Annotated in this window: 17 protein-coding genes and 1 tRNA gene; 15 read left to right on the top strand and 3 right to left on the bottom strand. The window is 40.9% G+C overall.

Features of this window, described 5'->3' with window-relative positions:
- Positions 1 to 276: 276 nt before the first annotated feature.
- The 14 genes from ABTQ23_RS09225 (at position 277) to ABTQ23_RS09160 (ending at position 12,150) form a co-directional block, all read left to right on the top strand.
- The gene (locus ABTQ23_RS09225) at positions 277 to 531 is read left to right on the top strand and encodes a Flp family type IVb pilin (protein WP_408615412.1); all 255 of its coding nucleotides are present in this window, start codon (positions 277 to 279) and stop codon (positions 529 to 531) included.
- Between the two features lie 113 nt (positions 532 to 644).
- A complete protein-coding gene (locus ABTQ23_RS09220; protein WP_408615411.1) occupies positions 645 to 1,097 on the top strand; it encodes a prepilin peptidase in 453 nt (150 codons plus the stop codon).
- On the top strand, positions 1,094 to 1,885 hold the full coding sequence (locus tag ABTQ23_RS09215) for a CpaB family protein (protein ID WP_408615410.1): 792 nt from the start codon (positions 1,094 to 1,096) through the stop codon (positions 1,883 to 1,885). The genes ABTQ23_RS09220 and ABTQ23_RS09215 overlap by 4 nt, the downstream gene beginning before the upstream one ends.
- A 1-nt stretch (position 1,886) precedes the next feature.
- A complete protein-coding gene (locus ABTQ23_RS09210; protein ID WP_408615409.1) occupies positions 1,887 to 3,251 on the top strand; it encodes a type II and III secretion system protein family protein in 1,365 nt (454 codons plus the stop codon).
- A complete protein-coding gene (locus ABTQ23_RS09205) occupies positions 3,248 to 3,727 on the top strand; it encodes a hypothetical protein (protein WP_408615408.1) in 480 nt (159 codons plus the stop codon). The genes ABTQ23_RS09210 and ABTQ23_RS09205 overlap by 4 nt, the downstream gene beginning before the upstream one ends.
- Positions 3,728 to 3,730: 3 nt before the next feature.
- Complete coding sequence (locus ABTQ23_RS09200) at positions 3,731 to 4,990, top strand: CpaE/TadZ family protein (RefSeq protein WP_408615407.1); 1,260 nt, start codon at positions 3,731 to 3,733, stop codon at positions 4,988 to 4,990.
- A 20-nt stretch (positions 4,991 to 5,010) separates the two neighbouring features.
- The gene (locus ABTQ23_RS09195; protein WP_408615406.1) at positions 5,011 to 6,285 is read left to right on the top strand and encodes a TadA family conjugal transfer-associated ATPase; all 1,275 of its coding nucleotides are present in this window, start codon (positions 5,011 to 5,013) and stop codon (positions 6,283 to 6,285) included.
- Positions 6,285 to 7,208 carry a type II secretion system F family protein gene (locus ABTQ23_RS09190; RefSeq protein ID WP_408615405.1) on the top strand — a complete coding sequence of 308 codons (924 nt, stop codon included), beginning with the start codon at positions 6,285 to 6,287 and terminating at the stop codon, positions 7,206 to 7,208. The genes ABTQ23_RS09195 and ABTQ23_RS09190 overlap by 1 nt, the downstream gene beginning before the upstream one ends.
- A 2-nt stretch (positions 7,209 to 7,210) precedes the next feature.
- Positions 7,211 to 8,086, top strand: coding sequence for a type II secretion system F family protein (locus ABTQ23_RS09185; protein ID WP_408615525.1), 876 nt, complete (start codon positions 7,211 to 7,213; stop codon positions 8,084 to 8,086).
- Between the two features lie 55 nt (positions 8,087 to 8,141).
- The gene (locus ABTQ23_RS09180) at positions 8,142 to 8,897 is read left to right on the top strand and encodes a tetratricopeptide repeat protein (RefSeq protein WP_408615404.1); all 756 of its coding nucleotides are present in this window, start codon (positions 8,142 to 8,144) and stop codon (positions 8,895 to 8,897) included.
- Positions 8,894 to 9,454 (top strand): hypothetical protein, encoded by a 561-nt coding sequence (locus ABTQ23_RS09175; protein WP_408615403.1) that lies wholly within the window; start codon positions 8,894 to 8,896, stop codon positions 9,452 to 9,454. The genes ABTQ23_RS09180 and ABTQ23_RS09175 overlap by 4 nt, the downstream gene beginning before the upstream one ends.
- Positions 9,429 to 9,995, top strand: coding sequence for a tight adherence pilus pseudopilin TadF (tadF, locus tag ABTQ23_RS09170; protein ID WP_408615402.1), 567 nt, complete (start codon positions 9,429 to 9,431; stop codon positions 9,993 to 9,995). Before ABTQ23_RS09175 ends, tadF begins: the two co-directional genes overlap by 26 nt.
- Positions 9,996 to 9,997: 2 nt before the next feature.
- Positions 9,998 to 11,629 carry a vWA domain-containing protein gene (locus tag ABTQ23_RS09165; RefSeq protein ID WP_408615401.1) on the top strand — a complete coding sequence of 544 codons (1,632 nt, stop codon included), beginning with the start codon at positions 9,998 to 10,000 and terminating at the stop codon, positions 11,627 to 11,629.
- Positions 11,629 to 12,150, top strand: coding sequence for an OmpA family protein (locus tag ABTQ23_RS09160; protein WP_408615400.1), 522 nt, complete (start codon positions 11,629 to 11,631; stop codon positions 12,148 to 12,150). The genes ABTQ23_RS09165 and ABTQ23_RS09160 overlap by 1 nt, the downstream gene beginning before the upstream one ends.
- A gap of 39 nt (positions 12,151 to 12,189) precedes the next feature.
- On the opposite strand, the gene ABTQ23_RS09155 is transcribed toward ABTQ23_RS09160, so the two are convergent.
- The 3 genes from ABTQ23_RS09155 to ABTQ23_RS09145 are packed head-to-tail and all read right to left on the bottom strand — an operon-like array spanning position 12,190 to position 15,374.
- Positions 12,190 to 12,519, bottom strand: coding sequence for a TusE/DsrC/DsvC family sulfur relay protein (locus tag ABTQ23_RS09155; protein WP_408615399.1), 330 nt, complete (start codon positions 12,517 to 12,519; stop codon positions 12,190 to 12,192).
- Between the two features lie 24 nt (positions 12,520 to 12,543).
- On the bottom strand, positions 12,544 to 14,655 hold the full coding sequence (locus tag ABTQ23_RS09150; RefSeq protein ID WP_408615398.1) for an FUSC family membrane protein: 2,112 nt from the start codon (positions 14,653 to 14,655) through the stop codon (positions 12,544 to 12,546).
- Between the two features lie 59 nt (positions 14,656 to 14,714).
- Positions 14,715 to 15,374, bottom strand: a complete 660-nt coding sequence (locus ABTQ23_RS09145) for a Bax inhibitor-1/YccA family protein (RefSeq protein ID WP_408615397.1) — start codon at positions 15,372 to 15,374, stop codon at positions 14,715 to 14,717.
- A 231-nt stretch (positions 15,375 to 15,605) separates the two neighbouring features.
- Here ABTQ23_RS09145 and ABTQ23_RS09140 point away from each other — a divergent pair.
- Positions 15,606 to 15,696, top strand: a tRNA-Ser gene (locus tag ABTQ23_RS09140).
- Positions 15,697 to 15,730 lie beyond the last annotated feature (34 nt).

Here is a 15,730-nt window from a genome sequence, read left to right as displayed (position 1 = left end):
TAATACTTTCATATCAGAATATTTTTATTATTTACTAACCCTTTAAATTTAGGGTGATAAAAAAATTAACTAATTTATATGTTTTTTGAATGTGAGCGAAAATTAGGTTTGCAAGAATAAAGATTATAGATAATATTTACTTCAATAGTGGTTTACCCGTATGTAATAAGATATTCATAAGGTAAATTTAAACTAGAAAAGTCAAAAAGTAGTTGTGTTATCCAACTAATAGGGTAATGGATAACCCAAGGTAATAAATTTATTGAGGAATTTTAAATGAATGTTTTATTAACTGGTGCTGTTAAATCGAAACAGGCGTTAAAGCATTTCTGGAAGGATAACTTAGCTGTAACAGCAATTGAGTACGCGATTCTTGCAGTGGCTGTATCTGCTATTGTGTATTCAGTTTTTGGTGCATCAGATAGTTCGTTAAAAACTGCTCTGAGTGGTGCTATGAGTACTGTTACATCAAATATTGATGCCTCGAATAGTTCTGGTTCTACGGCCTCGGAAGATGCCGGTGGCGACTAAGAGGTTTAATGTAGGTACCAGTCCGATATACGTGTGAAACTGTACTTGTGGTTACTTGAACTTGAGGATGGCATTTTATTCATGGCAGAATGCTTATGGATGGGTGTTCTGTCATGAAAATGTTAGTTTTATGTTTAGCTTTTTTCTTTTTAATCTTAGTCTCGATCCAAGATATCAAAAATAGAAAGGTAAGTAATTTAAGATTATTTAGTCTTCTATTGATTTTTTCTTTATTCTTTTTATTAGAGAAAAGATACCCGCAAAATATATTATTTGCCGGAATTATTTTATTCCTTGGTGTTATTTTATCTAATTTGCATCTATTAGGTGGCGCAGATAGTAAATTGATTGCTATGCTTATTTTAGTGATTGCACCTCATTATGTTGAATTATTTGTTTTTTTCTTAGCCTGCTTAGTACTTGTAACATGCAGTATATATTCAGTAGGTTTTTGGTTAGGGAAAGCTCAGCGTAGCCGCGGTATTCCACTAATACCGGCAATATCTTTAGCCGGGTGGATGTGTTTGTGGTTAACCTCAATGGATGCTCATGGATTAGTATCGTGAATTCAAAAATTATTTTTGTAGTTGCTTTTATTGCGATCTTTTTGGGTGTGGCTTCACTTAGTGGATTGTTTCGCACGGAATCTCAAAGCAAGCCGAGTCAATCGGTTGTAAAAGTGGAGCCCAAAGTTAAATTTTGGCGTGCCAAAGAAGTCATTCAAAAAGGCCAACCTGTCGATGCGACGCAACTGGAACTAGTCGAACTACCTATCTCTAAAGCTCGCCAATATCATGTTATGCACGATCAAATGGTTCGCTTTGTGCCTGATATGGTGGCTCGTCATACGATTCAATATGGTGATGTTGTTAGTAATGTTGATATTGCAGCTCCAGAAAATAACGATTATGCCAAATTAATTACGCCAGCTGACAAAGTCGCTTACCCGATTGATATCTCTACCAGTGACCTTAAAAGTATGGCTATTCGGCCAACGAATTTAATTGATGTAATGTTGCTCTCGTCTCCTGGAAGTAATGTGAATGTCCGTGCAAGCTCCTTTAATAATGTCGATCACTTGTCTGTCTCAATGTTGTTTAAGGGCGTAAAAGTGGTCGCCATTAGTGAAAATAAAGACGTAAACCAACCGAGCAGTGTTTTGGTTGCACTTTCCCAAGAGCAAGTTGCTAAACTTATTATTGCTCTGCGTGTTGGTAAGATTTATGTCTTCCACACGGGCACTTCTTCTCAGGATATCTACCATGATGTTGTCGTTCGCGATATTTTGCCAAGCTATAGTTCAGTAAAAGAATTGCGCGGAGCCGCTACCCAAACCCAGAGTCAGGTTAACTAATATGATGAAAGTATTAAGGCTAGGATTGCTTTTAGTTGGGGTGTGTCTGAGCCAAAGTGGATTCGCGGCTATATTATCTCTGAGCACTGGTGGTGCGAAGACTATCCACACTGATGAGTTAGCCGATACCGTTTTTATATCAAACCCTTCAATTGCAGACTATAGGGTCTTGGACGGACACCGGGTAATTTTATTTGGAAAAGCTGTCGGAACAACATCTTTAATTATCTATGATAAAGCAGGGCAGACATTGCTCAATCGGCAAATTATCGTCAATCAGAGTATGGCAAAGATAGAGCAACAAATTGCCATCCATTATCCAGATTTAGCTATAAATGTAGCTAATATCGGGACTCAAGTTGTGGTCAGTGGTGAAGTTCCTGATATCGGAACTAAAGAGGCTATTGTCGAGCTGATTGGGGTGCTTTTAAATAAAAGTGCATCGAAAAGTCAGTCTGTATCGCTCAAAAGTGCTGGGTCAGTTTCATCAAGTGGTGGAAGTAGCTCTTCTGAGAGTGACTACTCACTTGATTATTTGCAAAAGACTACATATTCCGGAATCGTTGATAATCTCAAAGTGGGTGGAATTAAACAGGTCAACGTAAAACTCTCAGTTGCCGAAGTTTCAACAGCTTATATTAAACAGCTGGGGGCTAAATGGGGATCTATGGTTGATGATAGTTTCCAGGGAAATGGCCAATTTTTTAACTACCTACAAAGTTTTAATGCCAGTAATATCGCAAGCTTCATCTCTGCTTTGGATAACGATACAGTCGGTCAGATTTTAGCTCAGCCTAATTTATCAGTGATTTCTGGAGAAACGGCGAGTTTTCTTGTTGGTGGTGAGCTTCCTATCGTCACAAATTACGATAACTCCTATCAGGTCACCTATAAAGAGTACGGAGTTAAACTGAGTATTGGCGCTAAGGTACTTAATGATAAAAAAATACGCCTTACTTTATCTCCTGAAGTGAGTGCGCAAGATTCAACGTATACATCTGAGCTGGCTGATGTGCCAGCATTTAAAACCCGAAAAGCCACAACAACCGTTGAGCTAGGTGATGGGCAAAGTTTCGTGTTAGGTGGACTTTTAAGTAAAGATGAGCAGGAAACACTGCAAAAAGTGCCATTCATTGGTGACATTCCCATTTTAGGAGCGATGTTTCGTTATACCGAGACAACTCGTCGTAATACTGAATTAGTGATTGTCGCAACGGTTAACCTTGTTAAACCGATTGCTGCTGAGGATGTTCGATTACCTGCGATGCAAACGACTTCTACGTTAAGTCGGTGGTTTGGTGTCGATTTATCAGCGAGTAGTCCTGCAACGAGAGCGGTCTATGCATCCGGAGGTTTTAAACAATGAGACATTGGATCATAGCGATATTAGTCGTCTTAGGATTATCAGCGTGTAGCATGCGTCCTTATCAAGGCCCTGAGATGACATTAAAACCACAAGTGACAACTTGGCAATTTAACCAGCCTTTAAGTCGCGGTGCGTGGCAATCTATTACAACCGAGCTTAGTGCAAGCCTTGCCTTATTACGGGTTAATCCCGTGGTGATCGAGGGGGCTAAATCTTTTTCTGAACGAGCGCACGCTATTCAAGCTTGGTTGATTCAACAGGGCACACCTAAAGATCATATTAAATTGGTTATGAATCAAAATTTAGGCGTTAGAGTTTCGATGGTTCAATATCAGGTTGAGGCTCAAAGCTGTGATGGACCTAAAGTGCTATATCAGTTTGGCGAAAACCAGCATCGTGACTTGTGTGCAGTGACGCTACTTCGTTGGCAATCGATGGTTTATCCGCAACACATGCTTAAAGCCGGGAGTCACTAGTTTATGGCTGTATTAGAACTCTCTGAATTATTAAAAACTGAGGCTGCCCCTTCGAAGCCAAAAAATATGGCTTCGACTGTGCTTTTTTACCAAAGCCAAAATTGTTCTGATTTGGTTGCTGAGGCATATCGTTTCGAAGGGTATACAGTTCCTGATATTCGAGAAAATAAAGATTCGGTTATCTCTGACTACGTTCAGGAGAATAACCCCGAGATAGTGCTTCTTGAACTTAATGATAGCCTACATGTTGCTAAAGATGCTGGTCGGATTAGCCGAATGCTACCAAACCACGCATCCGTGATAGTTATAGGTCAAGAGGATGCTATTTCAACGATTCGCTCATTAAAAGAGCTTGGTTTTTATTACCTGTTCTGGCCTGTATCGAAACAAGAGTTGATTGATTTTGTGACAGGGGTTGCCGATAACCGGCTTCGGCAGCGAGGTCCCGGGCAAAATCGTAAAGCGAAGTATATTGGCGTATATGGTTCTAAAGGCGGTGTTGGGACATCATTAATCGCTGCTGAAATCTCTTATTTACTCGCAGATGGCAAGAGCGCTATGTGTGTGCTGGTTGACCATAATTATAATGGTGGCAACTTAGATGTGATGCTGGCGCAAGATGATTTATCCAAACGAGCCCTGCAAACGGGAACCATCGCAGCATCGCTAGATTCCACCGCAGCAAAGGCATTATTAAGTGATATCACTGACAGGTTAAGTTATCTGGCTCTTGATGGCGAGAGTCGCTCTCACGAAGAGATGCGTGATTTAACCGACAATATCGTTGAATTAGTTGCTAAAGATAGCAATTTCGTGGTGGAAGATCTCTCTGCAAGCGTTGACTTTAGTCGCCATTTGTCGTGGATGATTAACCGCTATGATAGTTTAATCGTTGTAATCGAACCTTCTGTTTCATCCGTTCGGGATGCGGGTCGAGTGGTCAACGAAATCAAAAAACAGCGGGTTGAATTGGATCACCCCTTGCGTGTTTTAGTGGTTTTAAATCAACGTCAGCCTGAGAAGTTTAATTCCATGACTCTTGTTGAAATTGAAAAGTATCTTGGTTCTAAAGTTGATATTACGATTCCATTTGTCCCACAAATAAATCAGATGAAGTTATATCAAAAACATATTTATAACTCAAAAACTAAGGCCGCTAAACCTTTACAGCATCTGGTCAAACTCATTATGGGAGAGCAAGCCTCTAAATCGAATATTGTCCAGAAAATGACCTCGCTGATGGGCTCTCATCTTAAACGATGAGTTATCCAAGGAGCAATTAATTGGCTAGTAATAAAGATATTTATCGAGCACTGCGAAACCGTATCTTTGATGTCATTGATGCCGAAGCGTTGACGACTCTATCCCCTGCTCAGTTGCAAGAGCAGCTCGGTCAAGCGGTTGATTTATTGATTAGCCAGCAGCGGTTACCCGTACCACGATTAGTGCGCAATGAATTTGTCGATAATCTGCGTAATGAGCTCATTGGTCTTGGTCCAATTCAGCCGTTGATGGACGATGATAGTATCACTGATATTATGGTCAATGGCCCGGATAATGTCTTTATTGAACGCAATGGCTTGGTTGAACACTCAGAAATTAGTTTTGTCGATGAGCAGCAGGTTCTAGAGATTGCGAAACGAATCGCGGCTAGAGTAGGGCGCCGAGTGGATGAATCGGTTCCTATGTGCGATGCTCGTTTGCTCGATGGTAGCCGCGTTAATATTGTAACTGAGCCCATTGCCATCGATGGTACATCTATATCTATTCGTAAGTTTAAAAAGCAAAAACTTGGTCTAGAAGATATGGCGCAAAATGGTTCTATGAGTCCGCAGATGGCCCAATTACTTGCCATTGCTGCTAGGTGTCGCTTAAACGTCGTTATCTCTGGTGGTACAGGTTCTGGGAAAACTACATTATTAAATGCTTTGTCGAATTATATTTCGACAAAAGAGCGAATCATCACCATCGAAGATGCAGCAGAGTTGCAACTGCAGCAACCGCATGTTGTACGGCTTGAAACTCGAACGGCTGGCATTGAAGGCTCTGGAGCGATTGGTCAGCGACAACTGGTCATTAACTCTCTTCGTATGCGTCCAGACCGTGTGATTGTGGGGGAGTGCCGTGGCCCCGAAGCGTTTGAAATGTTACAAGCAATGAACACCGGTCACGATGGTTCAATGACAACCCTTCATGCAAACTCTCCTCGAGATGCAGTTTCACGTATTGAGAGCATGGTGATGATGGCAACATCTTCACTACCACTTGAAGCAATTCGCCGCACCATCGTCAGTGCCGTTGATCTTATTATCCAGATCTCTCGTCTGCATGACGGTAGTCGGCGATTAATGAGCATTAGTGAGGTGGTCGGTATCGAAGGGCAATCAGTTGTTTTAGAAGAAATCTTCCGTTTTCAACCAGACTCAATTCAGAGTGAAGGCAAAGTTGTTGGCCGTTATATGACATCGGGTTTGATGCAGCGTTCTGTTTTAGTTGAAAAAGCACGTTTCTTTGGACTGCAAGATGAACTTAATCAAGTCTTTGGTCGGGTGGCATAATGCGTTATTTGTTGGGATTTGCAGCCATTATTTTAGGTATCTTGGTTTTGATGCTGCAGCTTCGTCATAAACGCAAAAAGCTTGATTTTTTTACAAATAAAAAAAATGAACAACTTGTCCCGGAAATGATTGATCAAAGTGTCATTAATCTTAAGGCACTCACTCATATTTCTATTTCTCAGCGGATAAAAGCATTCTTAACAAGCACTATTTTGCCATTGGGTGAACATGCCTACTATAAAATCTTGGGCTTTTATGTTCTCGCTCTTGTGCTTGTGATCGCAATTAATCACTACTTCTTTGGGTTACCTGATCTTTTGGTTATCCCCTCTACACTTATTTTTGCAAGTCTCGTTGGCCTTTTTATTTTGCACCATCTAGCTTGGAAGCATTTTAATGACAACTTCCCTGATGCGTTAAATCTGTTGGCAAGTGCCGTATCAGCAGGTGAGAGCCTGATGCATGCCATTATCTATGTCGGGCGTCAGATGAACAATGATGTTGGCAGAGAGTTTAAGCGGATGGGTGAGCGCTTACAGATAGGAGAGCCACCTAACATTGTTTTAAAGCGTTCTTGTGTTCGTTTCCCTTTCCCTGAGTTTATCTTTTTTGCGATTACATTAAGGGCAAATATCGAACGAGGTGGGCAACTTCGGGATATTATTTCTCAGCTCAACCGAGTGATGTTTGATGCGCGCTCTCTTGAGAAGAAGAAAAGTGCTATGACTTCTGAAGCGAGAATGTCAGCAAAAATCGTCTTTGTTATTCCTTTTGCATTCATGATCATTATGCGGTTTTTATCGCCAGATAATTTTAACTATGTGTTTCATGATGAGCTGGGACGCTATATTTTATATTACGTTTTAGCCAGTGAAGCGGTTGGGATGATTATCATTTATGCGCTGATGAGAGGGATTAAATGATGATCGGTACATTTTCTCTTTTCATCATTGTAACCTCCGCATCGCTGATTTTGGCTGTGCTCGTGACTTTATCGCTTAGAGCTTTTGCCCGAGAACGCAAGCTTAAAAACTTTATGGGGCGAAAAAATCATGATTACACTTGGAAAGACACAGTTTTAAAAATTAGTAGAAATGTCGTGCGCATTAATCAGCAAGAGCTGAGTCAAAAGCTTATTGCTGCGGGTTTTTATGAAGAAAGATATGTTCACTTTTATTTCCCCATTAAGTATGGTTTCTTTCTGATTTCGACGGTTTTAGTCATTATTTATCACCACGTTTTAGATCTTAGTTATTTCAATATGATTGCGGTGATCGCTGTTTTGATGATCTTTTTCATCATCGCGCCTGATATTTATCTCGAGCAACGTAAAAAACAGCTGACCAAAAAAATATCGCAAAATTTGCCTTATTTGATCGATTTATTAGGTGTGTGTGTCCAAACAGGGATGACCATTGAAGCTGCTTTTATCTATTTGACAAAAGAAGTGGCTAATTTTGATAAAGATTTAGCATACATGTTGAAAAAAACAACGGATAGATCGCATATCGTTGGGTTAGCTAAATCCTTAGATGAGTTATACGAGCGGGTTCCAAGCTCAGAGATGCGCTCATTTGTACATACCATTAATCAAAGTTTGCACTATGGCACATCCATTTATTCGATATTACTGACCTTAGCAAAAGATATTCGTGAAATTCAGATGCTGAGTTTGGAAGAGAAAGTCGGCAAGCTATCTGCCAAAATGTCTATCCCATTAATTCTGTTCATTATGTTACCCATCGTTATTTTAATTGCAGCTCCTGGTGTAATGAGGTTGTTTTATCATGGCTTTCATTAAAAGAAAAAATCTCGTTTTTGCCTCATTGCTCCTTGTGGGATTAACTGGATGTTCCATGCAAGGTAGCAACCATGGTCTCATGCAAAGTAGGGCTTCAGACTCAGCTTCTCGGGTGACTTCGGTTGTGGGGACAACTTCAGATAAACCGTTAACCGACGCAGAAAAAGTCCAGTTGATGATTAAAGCCCAGAATTATCCGGGATTAATTCAGTATTATAAAAGCCAGCTTGAGCGCTCAGATAGCCAATCAGTTCGACTCAAATTAGCCAAGACCTATTATCGCTCTGGTGATGTTGAATCGGCGCTCTTTCAACTGAAAATTCTAAAACAGCACTATCAGCCTAATTCACAAGTGCATTATTTAATGGCGCAATGTCTTTATCAAAAAGGCAAATTAACTGATGCACTCACTGAGGTGAATACCGCCATTACCTTAAGTCCTAAACAAGCAAAATTATATAATCTACAAGGGATTATCGATGCGAATTTGAACGATTTTACCTCAGCGAGAAGTGCGTTTAATAAGGCTCGTGAGTTGATGTATGACGATACAATCGTGCTCAATAATTTAGCAATGATTGATATTTACCAGCACAAGTATCTTGATGCCATCGACTTGCTGCTACCTTTATACAAAAATGGTCAAGCTGATAAAAAAATTCGCTCAAATTTATTAATCGCGTTAGCTAAAACGCATCAGGATAGTTTGTTTAAACAAGTCTATGCTGATGGTGACTCTAGCGAGGCAAATATGGTCTATCATCAACTTGAGCAAAGCGATCATGACCAGCAGTCCAGGAGTGCACCATGAATCAACATCGTTTAAAAGGAGTTGTTTCAATTGAGTTTGCAATGGGCTTCTTCTTTTTTATGTTGATGTTTTTCGTATGGGCTCAGATGGCTTATGCAGGTTATATCTCAGGACTTATTGATTATACATTAGCTGAAACAGCTCGAGATACTCGGGCCAGCATCCCCTCCCAAACAAGCCGTGATGAGGCAGACAGTAGCACTAGCCAGCAATCAGCTTATGAGATCCAGTTTAAAACGCACTTAAAAGAACAAGCGGGTGTTTGGGCAAATTTTATCGATTTTGATAAGTTTCATATGAATGTCTATTACTACAGCTCGTTAGATAAGCTAGTGGGAAGCTGTGATGATAGCGATGATGAACATACGAATGATTCTAGTGGGAATTGTTTATCCAATGGTGTCGCGTCAAGTGAAACAGATGCGCCTATTGCAGTTTATCAGGCAAGTTATGATTTTACGCCATTGTATAATTTGTTTGATTCATCTTCTGACTTGAGCCTGAAAAGGGAAGTTTTTGTGGTCCAGGAATATGAACGGGATAAATTTTACAATTAGACGCCCTACAGGGGTCTTCACCATCGAGTTTGCAATTGTCGCACTGTTTATGAGTGGGGTAATTGTTTTTACTGGAGATATGGTGATCAAACAGTCTGCACAAGGCATGCTGGATCGCATGAGCTATTCAGCTGTAAGCGTATTAAAAGAGCGAACTCAGCTTTATGATGAAGATAGCACCATTTCAGCTAGTCAAATATCAACGCTTAATCAAATTGTCGAAGCATCTTTAACCCGTACCATGCCAAGCTATGATACATCTCGTTTTAGTGGGGTTTATCAACAGGTGAGTTTTTCTGGTGATACCGACTCACCGACTTTAACCGAAACAGAATATACTCAAGGCGGTGCCACGCAAACATGTGAGCCAAGTAATAACCTTAAGTCTATCGCTACATCACTCTCTCCAATTACGAATGAAGACCGCCGTGCGCCTCTTTTTCAGGTAACGCTCTGCTATCGCACCGATAACTGGTTCGGTGAGTTAGTTGGGGAAGATTATGAGTGGATCCATTCTAATTCAATTATTCTGGGGCGTTAGCGATGATGAAAGCATATCTGCATCAAAAAGGCGTGGCCGCGATTGTTTTCGTAATCATCTTTCCGTTCTTTTTCGGCTTTTTTGCCTTGGCCATTGAAGGAACTCGTTATTTAACCACGTCAGCTCGGTTAAGCGATGTTTTAGAAAGTGCCTCGTTAGCGGTTGCTGCAGCAGTCGATCACGACGATGATAAAGATAGAGTGAAAGCTTACATCAATGCCACGATTAGTGATGCGGATGTTGATGATAGTGATATCACGATTACCTCACAAAGTTGCGAAGAAATTTATGGCGATGAGTGTGGGGTCGCTGAAGTTTATGATAAGGAAGGCCTGCAATTTAACGAATATAATGTGCAGGTTACCACGTCGTTTTTAAGCTGTTTTCCAGGCAGTGATATTGTCGCTGGCTTTAATAAAAATCAAACACTGGTTAATAATGCTGTGACTCGTAAGTATCAGCAAAAGTTTGTGGATGTTGTTTTTGTAACCGACATGTCGGGGTCCATGTTGGATGATTTCGGTAGCGATAACAAAGCTAAATATGCGGGGGTTATCGATATTATTGAGAGTATTAACGATACCCTAAACAGCTATAATGAACTAGCCGAGCGCTCAGATAGTAGCGATCGCAATTATGTTGGAATTGTTCCTTATAGTGAATACAACAAAACGATTGATGATGACGAACTGACCTCTAATTCATATTCTTATAGTTCTGGATCAAGCAATTGGTGGGGTTCAACAAGCCAAGGTGTGACAGGGCCAACTCAGCAGACTACATTGTCTCCTTCTTTTAGCGCAACAGAGCTGTATGACGATGGTTATAACCTACATACCGAATATCCGGACGGTGTTCCTGAATTAGGTTCAGCAGAGCCTAATAAACAGCTTGTACAAGAATATTTTGACTGGACTTTGGGCGAAGAGTTAGAAACATGCACAAGTCGTGGTAATGGCAATGGTAATGGGCATAATCATAATGGTGGCGGTAGCACAAGTTGCTCAACATCATACAGCTGGGAATATGATTATTGGGATTACCAAGATGATGCTTCTGACTGGTGGAATTCAAGTGATCATGAAGATGCGCGAGATAGAAACTACAAAATCCGCAACTATATAGGTTGTGCTAACTATACATCAGGTACCGATTGGCGTAATAACTGTAGCTATACAGGGTATTTTTTCAATATCGCTTTAACCGATGATTTTGATAGTATCACCAATCAAATTGAAAACTTCTTCCCAAGTGGTAGCACTTCATCAAGTCAGGGAATTATCCCTGCAGCCCAGATGCTGTTAAATAAAACCTCCTCAAATACCGATAATCTGATTATTGTCCTTTCCGATGGTGAGGATACAGACAGTAATTTGAGTTTAGGCTATTACGATAGTGGTCTTTGTGATTATCTGCGAGAGCAATTTACGAACAAAGGACAAACTTTAAAAATTGCAGTGATTGGGTTTGATTATGATACCAGTGAAAATCCTGGACTTGCCGAATGTGCTGACTCTAACGATATTCTCACGGCTACCAGTTACGAAGATATCTATTCTAAAATTTTATCTCTTATCACCGAAGAAATTGGGCATTTATATACCCATGATTATAGCAGTGAGGCTTCAGACTAATGGCTAACTTAAAATTGTTCACACTTAAGATTATCAGTGTTATATCACTCACCAGCGCGATGTGTGTAACAAGTTATGCAAGCTCAACACATGGTTTTGCTACCTATAAAATTGCTACCGAGCGCGATAATTATCAGGTGAAGTTACTGAATATCGAAAATAGTGGGCAGGAGCATTTTACTGGAACGACAACCCATCCCATTACGGTTCGATTTGCATTTGACCAATCGCGATTAGGGAGAGAACAAAAGCAAAAATTACATGGTGTGGTGAATTTGCTGGATAATAAAACAACACTATTGGTCAAAGTGACAGGCTTTACCGACTCTGTTGGTTCTATTGTCTATAATCAGCAACTTGGTCTGCGCCGCGCCCAAGCCGTTCAAACATATATGCAGCAGTTGGGGTTTTCCTCAAAACAGATAACGATTGCCTCTAAAGGTGAGTTAGACCCTGTAGCGACGAATAAAACCCAATCAGGGCGGCAACAAAATCGCCGAGCCCTCATTATTTTTGAGTAACATTTATGCGCGTCTGTAAAAACGCGCATAAACATGTCATTAGATGCAGCGCGCAGGCTTTGGTAAGCCAGCAATTTTGGTGGCCTGCTTCGCTGGACCTTTGGGAAACAAGCGATAAAGATAACGGCTATTCCCCTTATCAGGACCATATTTTTTCCCCATGGCCTTCACTAATGGACGAATGGCTGGAGAGGTATTAAATTCTAGATAGAAGTCCCTAACAAAGTGGATGACCTCCCAATGAGGCTCAGTTAATTCGATTCCCTCTTTTTGGGCGATAATCGGTGCTAATTCTTCGCTCCATTGCGCACTTTCCAGCAGATATCCTTCTGCATCTGTTTCTAAGATTTTTCCGTTGAACTCTAACATAATTTAAATATAGCCATGGCAGAATTAACTAATCTTTAGGGCTCGATGCAGCTGCTGAAGATTCTCACTGAGCTGCTGGAGCTGATAGGCAATTAGTAATTCTTCTCCGTGTAAATTAGGAATTAATTCGCGTAATTTTAACTGAATTGACTCGATGAATGCAGTCCTTTCTGATTCACTGTGTGAAAGTGAGGTTTGCAGCATTTGCAATTGTGCATGCAGTTGCTGACCAATGTGATTAATAATATATGTCGCCTGATCACTGAGTGTTCTGCCGCGGTATAGTGCCAATGCACTTAGATGAGCGCAATATGCATGCATATATCCAGTGAGCTGATAAATGGCCAATACGTCTTGGCGTTTCGTCGCAGGTTCAGCCATGAGCGCTTGCTGGTGAGTTACAACGTCGGCTTCGGCTAAATGCATATGAAATCTCGCTAATCGGTACTCTTCATCTTCACGTGCTTGATGCGTTTGATAGTGGTTGAATATGAGATCTTGATAATGAGCCACTTTGCTTAACCAATCGCTAATGATTCGGGCTGTATGATTTTGTAACCAGTCTGGCCAAATATAACGAACCGCGACAAAAACGAGGATCCCACCGAGTAGCGTTGTGGCTGTACGAATGCCTACGGTGAGCTCCGATTTAACTCCTAAAAGTTGCAGAGCCAGTGCGACAAAGACAGTGATCATTACCACCGCAATGGCATAACGATGACTAAAGTACCAAAAGAAGAGTAGCGCACTTATCGCTGTGATGGTGATAGTTGCCCAGATTGGGATGTGCATCATTAGCAGTGCAGATGCAAATGCAACACCAATTAACGTACCAATAATTCGCTCCGCAAGGCGTTGTCTTGTGGCGGAGTAATTGGGCTTTATCACCAGTAAAGTGGTGAGCAGTAACCAGAAGTCTTGCCCATGTAATGGCCAAGGTAATAGCATGATGATGCCGTAGCCGCATAGCATACATAGAGCTTGGCGCAGGGCATGACGAAATAACAGACTTTTTGGCTGGCGTATACGTTGCCAAAAGCTAGTCCAACTCAGTTTGGAGAGCGCCTCAAATTTAAACTCTTGTCCGGGAAAAGAGACCTCTTCGCGAGTTAAACGCTCCATCTCGCTCAGATTAGTAAGCATAAAGCTTAATTGATTATGCTCCACATCACCGAGTGCTTTTTTTAGCTGATAGTCACCACGTAAATATTGAGCGAGCGTTGCAATCTCATGTTTTAGGCGATCATGGATTTGCTTTGGTTTTGCCTGAAAGCTAATTCGTCTAGCTAATCCCTGCATAATGTAATAAAGCCGCTGTGAAATATCTGTCCCCGCTAATTTATCGTTTAATTGCTGGTAACTCACATGTGATGAAACTACTCGTTCAAATAGCAACTGGGCTTTATAGAACAGATCCAGATAGTGAGAGTGTTGGTTTGCTTTTTGATATTGTGCTTGTCGAATCACTAGTAATTTACGCATTTGCGCTAAAGCTGCAGCTGTTTGACTGGCTAGTTTGGCTAAATTTAAACGCAATACCTGATCATTGTGGTTATTGGCAAAAAATTGTGCCTTTTGCGATTGATATTTGGCTAACAGAGTGAAGAACTCTGAGCTATTTTGCGCAAGGCTTTGATTTGGTTTGATTACATTAATTATCACCGACAACAGAATATAGCTTCCGGCGCCAAGTAATAAAAACAGCGGTTGATCCCATTCATGGCCTGAGTATTGGCCATAACCAAGCATCGTATAGATAGCTAGAATTAGCGCACTCATCGCGATTGGGCCAAATTGCACTTCTAAGCTAGCCAACATAATAAATAAAAATGTTGAGCTAAAAATGCCTGCTGCAAATAACCATGGATACGGGTAGAGCAGGGTAACGGAATAAGATGCGAGTGCAAAGCAGCCCAACATGACAACAATCGCCTTAATGCGTTGTACATACAAAGCTGGGTGATCGGCTAAAGCCGCAGCTACAACCCCAAACGCTAAACTAGACAAATAGACGAGTGAGAAATTTAGATAATGACCAAGCAAAAATATGACGATCAGCACAGTTGCTTTGGTAGCGATACCAAATTGTGAATTGCCAATGCGAGGTGGTTTTAAATAGTTGAGTAATCGTTGCATAAACTTAAGAGATAAAAAAACGCCCCAGAAGGGGCGTTTAAACTATAAACGATATGTGACTAGTCTCGAGCTGCCATTAAGATATTGAGCAGGCTTACAAAAATATTGTACAAAGAGACGAAAATAGTCACTGTAGCCGAAATATAATTCGTTTCGCCACCGTGAATGATTTCACTTGTTTTCATCAGGATAGCGCCTGAAGAAAACAGGATAAACAGGCCACTTAATACTAAGTATAAAATTGGCATATGCAAGAATAAACTAGCTACAAACAATGCCAAAATGACAAAGAAACCTGCTGTCATCATTCCGCCTAAGAATGACATATCTTTACGTGTAATCAGCACATAAGCTGATAGTGCAAAGAACGTGAGCGCGGTGCCGCCAAAAGCGGTCATTAGAATTTGCGTCCCACCAGTTTTAAGGAGCAGGTTAATAATTGGCCCTAACGTATAGCCCATAAAGCCAGTTAGCAAAAAGACAAAAACCAGCCCGGCCGCACTATTTTTAGTTTTTTCTACAGCAAACAATAGGCCATAGAATCCAACTAACGTAATGATGATGCCTGGAGGCGGTAACATGTATACAGCTGCGGCGCCTGCAACAACGGCTGAAAAAGCCAATGTTAAAGCTAACAGCATATAGGTGTTACGTAAGACTTTATTTACATTGGTCCGTACGCCTACGGAGCTGTAGTCAACACTGCGATATTGGTTCATAGAGTTTCCTCACTCTTGATTACTCAAGCATTTAACCCAGTATACATATTTATCCAAATGAATATAACAGCTATTGGACTAAAAACTTGTCACGACTTACTTCTTAGAGATAAATATGTGGATGAAGTTCCCAACTATCAAGTGTTTTGACGTAAAAATGAGCGGTTGAATAAAATGACGTAAAAAATAGTTGCGTTTATGCTAGTTATCGGTATTATTCGTTCCCGCTGCGGAGGGGTGGCAGAGCGGTTGAATGCACCGGTCTTGAAAACCGGCGTGGGTTAATAGCCCACCGAGAGTTCGAATCTCTCCTCCTCCGCCATTTCTCTTCTTGTTTTTCTCCTAGTAATCACCTT

This window comes from Celerinatantimonas sediminis (genome assembly GCF_046054195.1).
Lineage (GTDB): Bacteria > Pseudomonadota > Gammaproteobacteria > Enterobacterales > Celerinatantimonadaceae > Celerinatantimonas.
Note: the sequence above shows the minus strand (reverse complement) of the source record. Positions and strands in the feature narration are given on the sequence as shown.

Excerpts from the sequence above, each read along its gene's own strand:
- ABTQ23_RS09225 (WP_408615412.1), top strand. The coding sequence starts at position 277 with ATGAATGTTTTATTAACTGGTGCTGTTAAATCGAAACAGGCGTTAAAG.
- ABTQ23_RS09150 (WP_408615398.1), bottom strand. The coding sequence starts at position 14,655 with ATGCAACGATTACTCAACTATTTAAAACCACCTCGCATTGGCAATTCA.
- ABTQ23_RS09155 (WP_408615399.1), bottom strand. The coding sequence starts at position 12,519 with ATGTTAGAGTTCAACGGAAAAATCTTAGAAACAGATGCAGAAGGATAT.
- ABTQ23_RS09220 (WP_408615411.1), top strand. The coding sequence starts at position 645 with ATGAAAATGTTAGTTTTATGTTTAGCTTTTTTCTTTTTAATCTTAGTC.
- tadF (WP_408615402.1), top strand. The coding sequence starts at position 9,429 with ATGAACGGGATAAATTTTACAATTAGACGCCCTACAGGGGTCTTCACC.
- ABTQ23_RS09210 (WP_408615409.1), top strand. The coding sequence starts at position 1,887 with ATGATGAAAGTATTAAGGCTAGGATTGCTTTTAGTTGGGGTGTGTCTG.
- ABTQ23_RS09180 (WP_408615404.1), top strand. The coding sequence starts at position 8,142 with ATGCAAGGTAGCAACCATGGTCTCATGCAAAGTAGGGCTTCAGACTCA.
- ABTQ23_RS09190 (WP_408615405.1), top strand. The coding sequence starts at position 6,285 with ATGCGTTATTTGTTGGGATTTGCAGCCATTATTTTAGGTATCTTGGTT.
- ABTQ23_RS09165 (WP_408615401.1), top strand. The coding sequence starts at position 9,998 with ATGATGAAAGCATATCTGCATCAAAAAGGCGTGGCCGCGATTGTTTTC.
- ABTQ23_RS09160 (WP_408615400.1), top strand. The coding sequence starts at position 11,629 with ATGGCTAACTTAAAATTGTTCACACTTAAGATTATCAGTGTTATATCA.
- ABTQ23_RS09205 (WP_408615408.1), top strand. The coding sequence starts at position 3,248 with ATGAGACATTGGATCATAGCGATATTAGTCGTCTTAGGATTATCAGCG.
- ABTQ23_RS09200 (WP_408615407.1), top strand. The coding sequence starts at position 3,731 with ATGGCTGTATTAGAACTCTCTGAATTATTAAAAACTGAGGCTGCCCCT.
- ABTQ23_RS09175 (WP_408615403.1), top strand. The coding sequence starts at position 8,894 with ATGAATCAACATCGTTTAAAAGGAGTTGTTTCAATTGAGTTTGCAATG.
- ABTQ23_RS09145 (WP_408615397.1), bottom strand. The coding sequence starts at position 15,374 with ATGAACCAATATCGCAGTGTTGACTACAGCTCCGTAGGCGTACGGACC.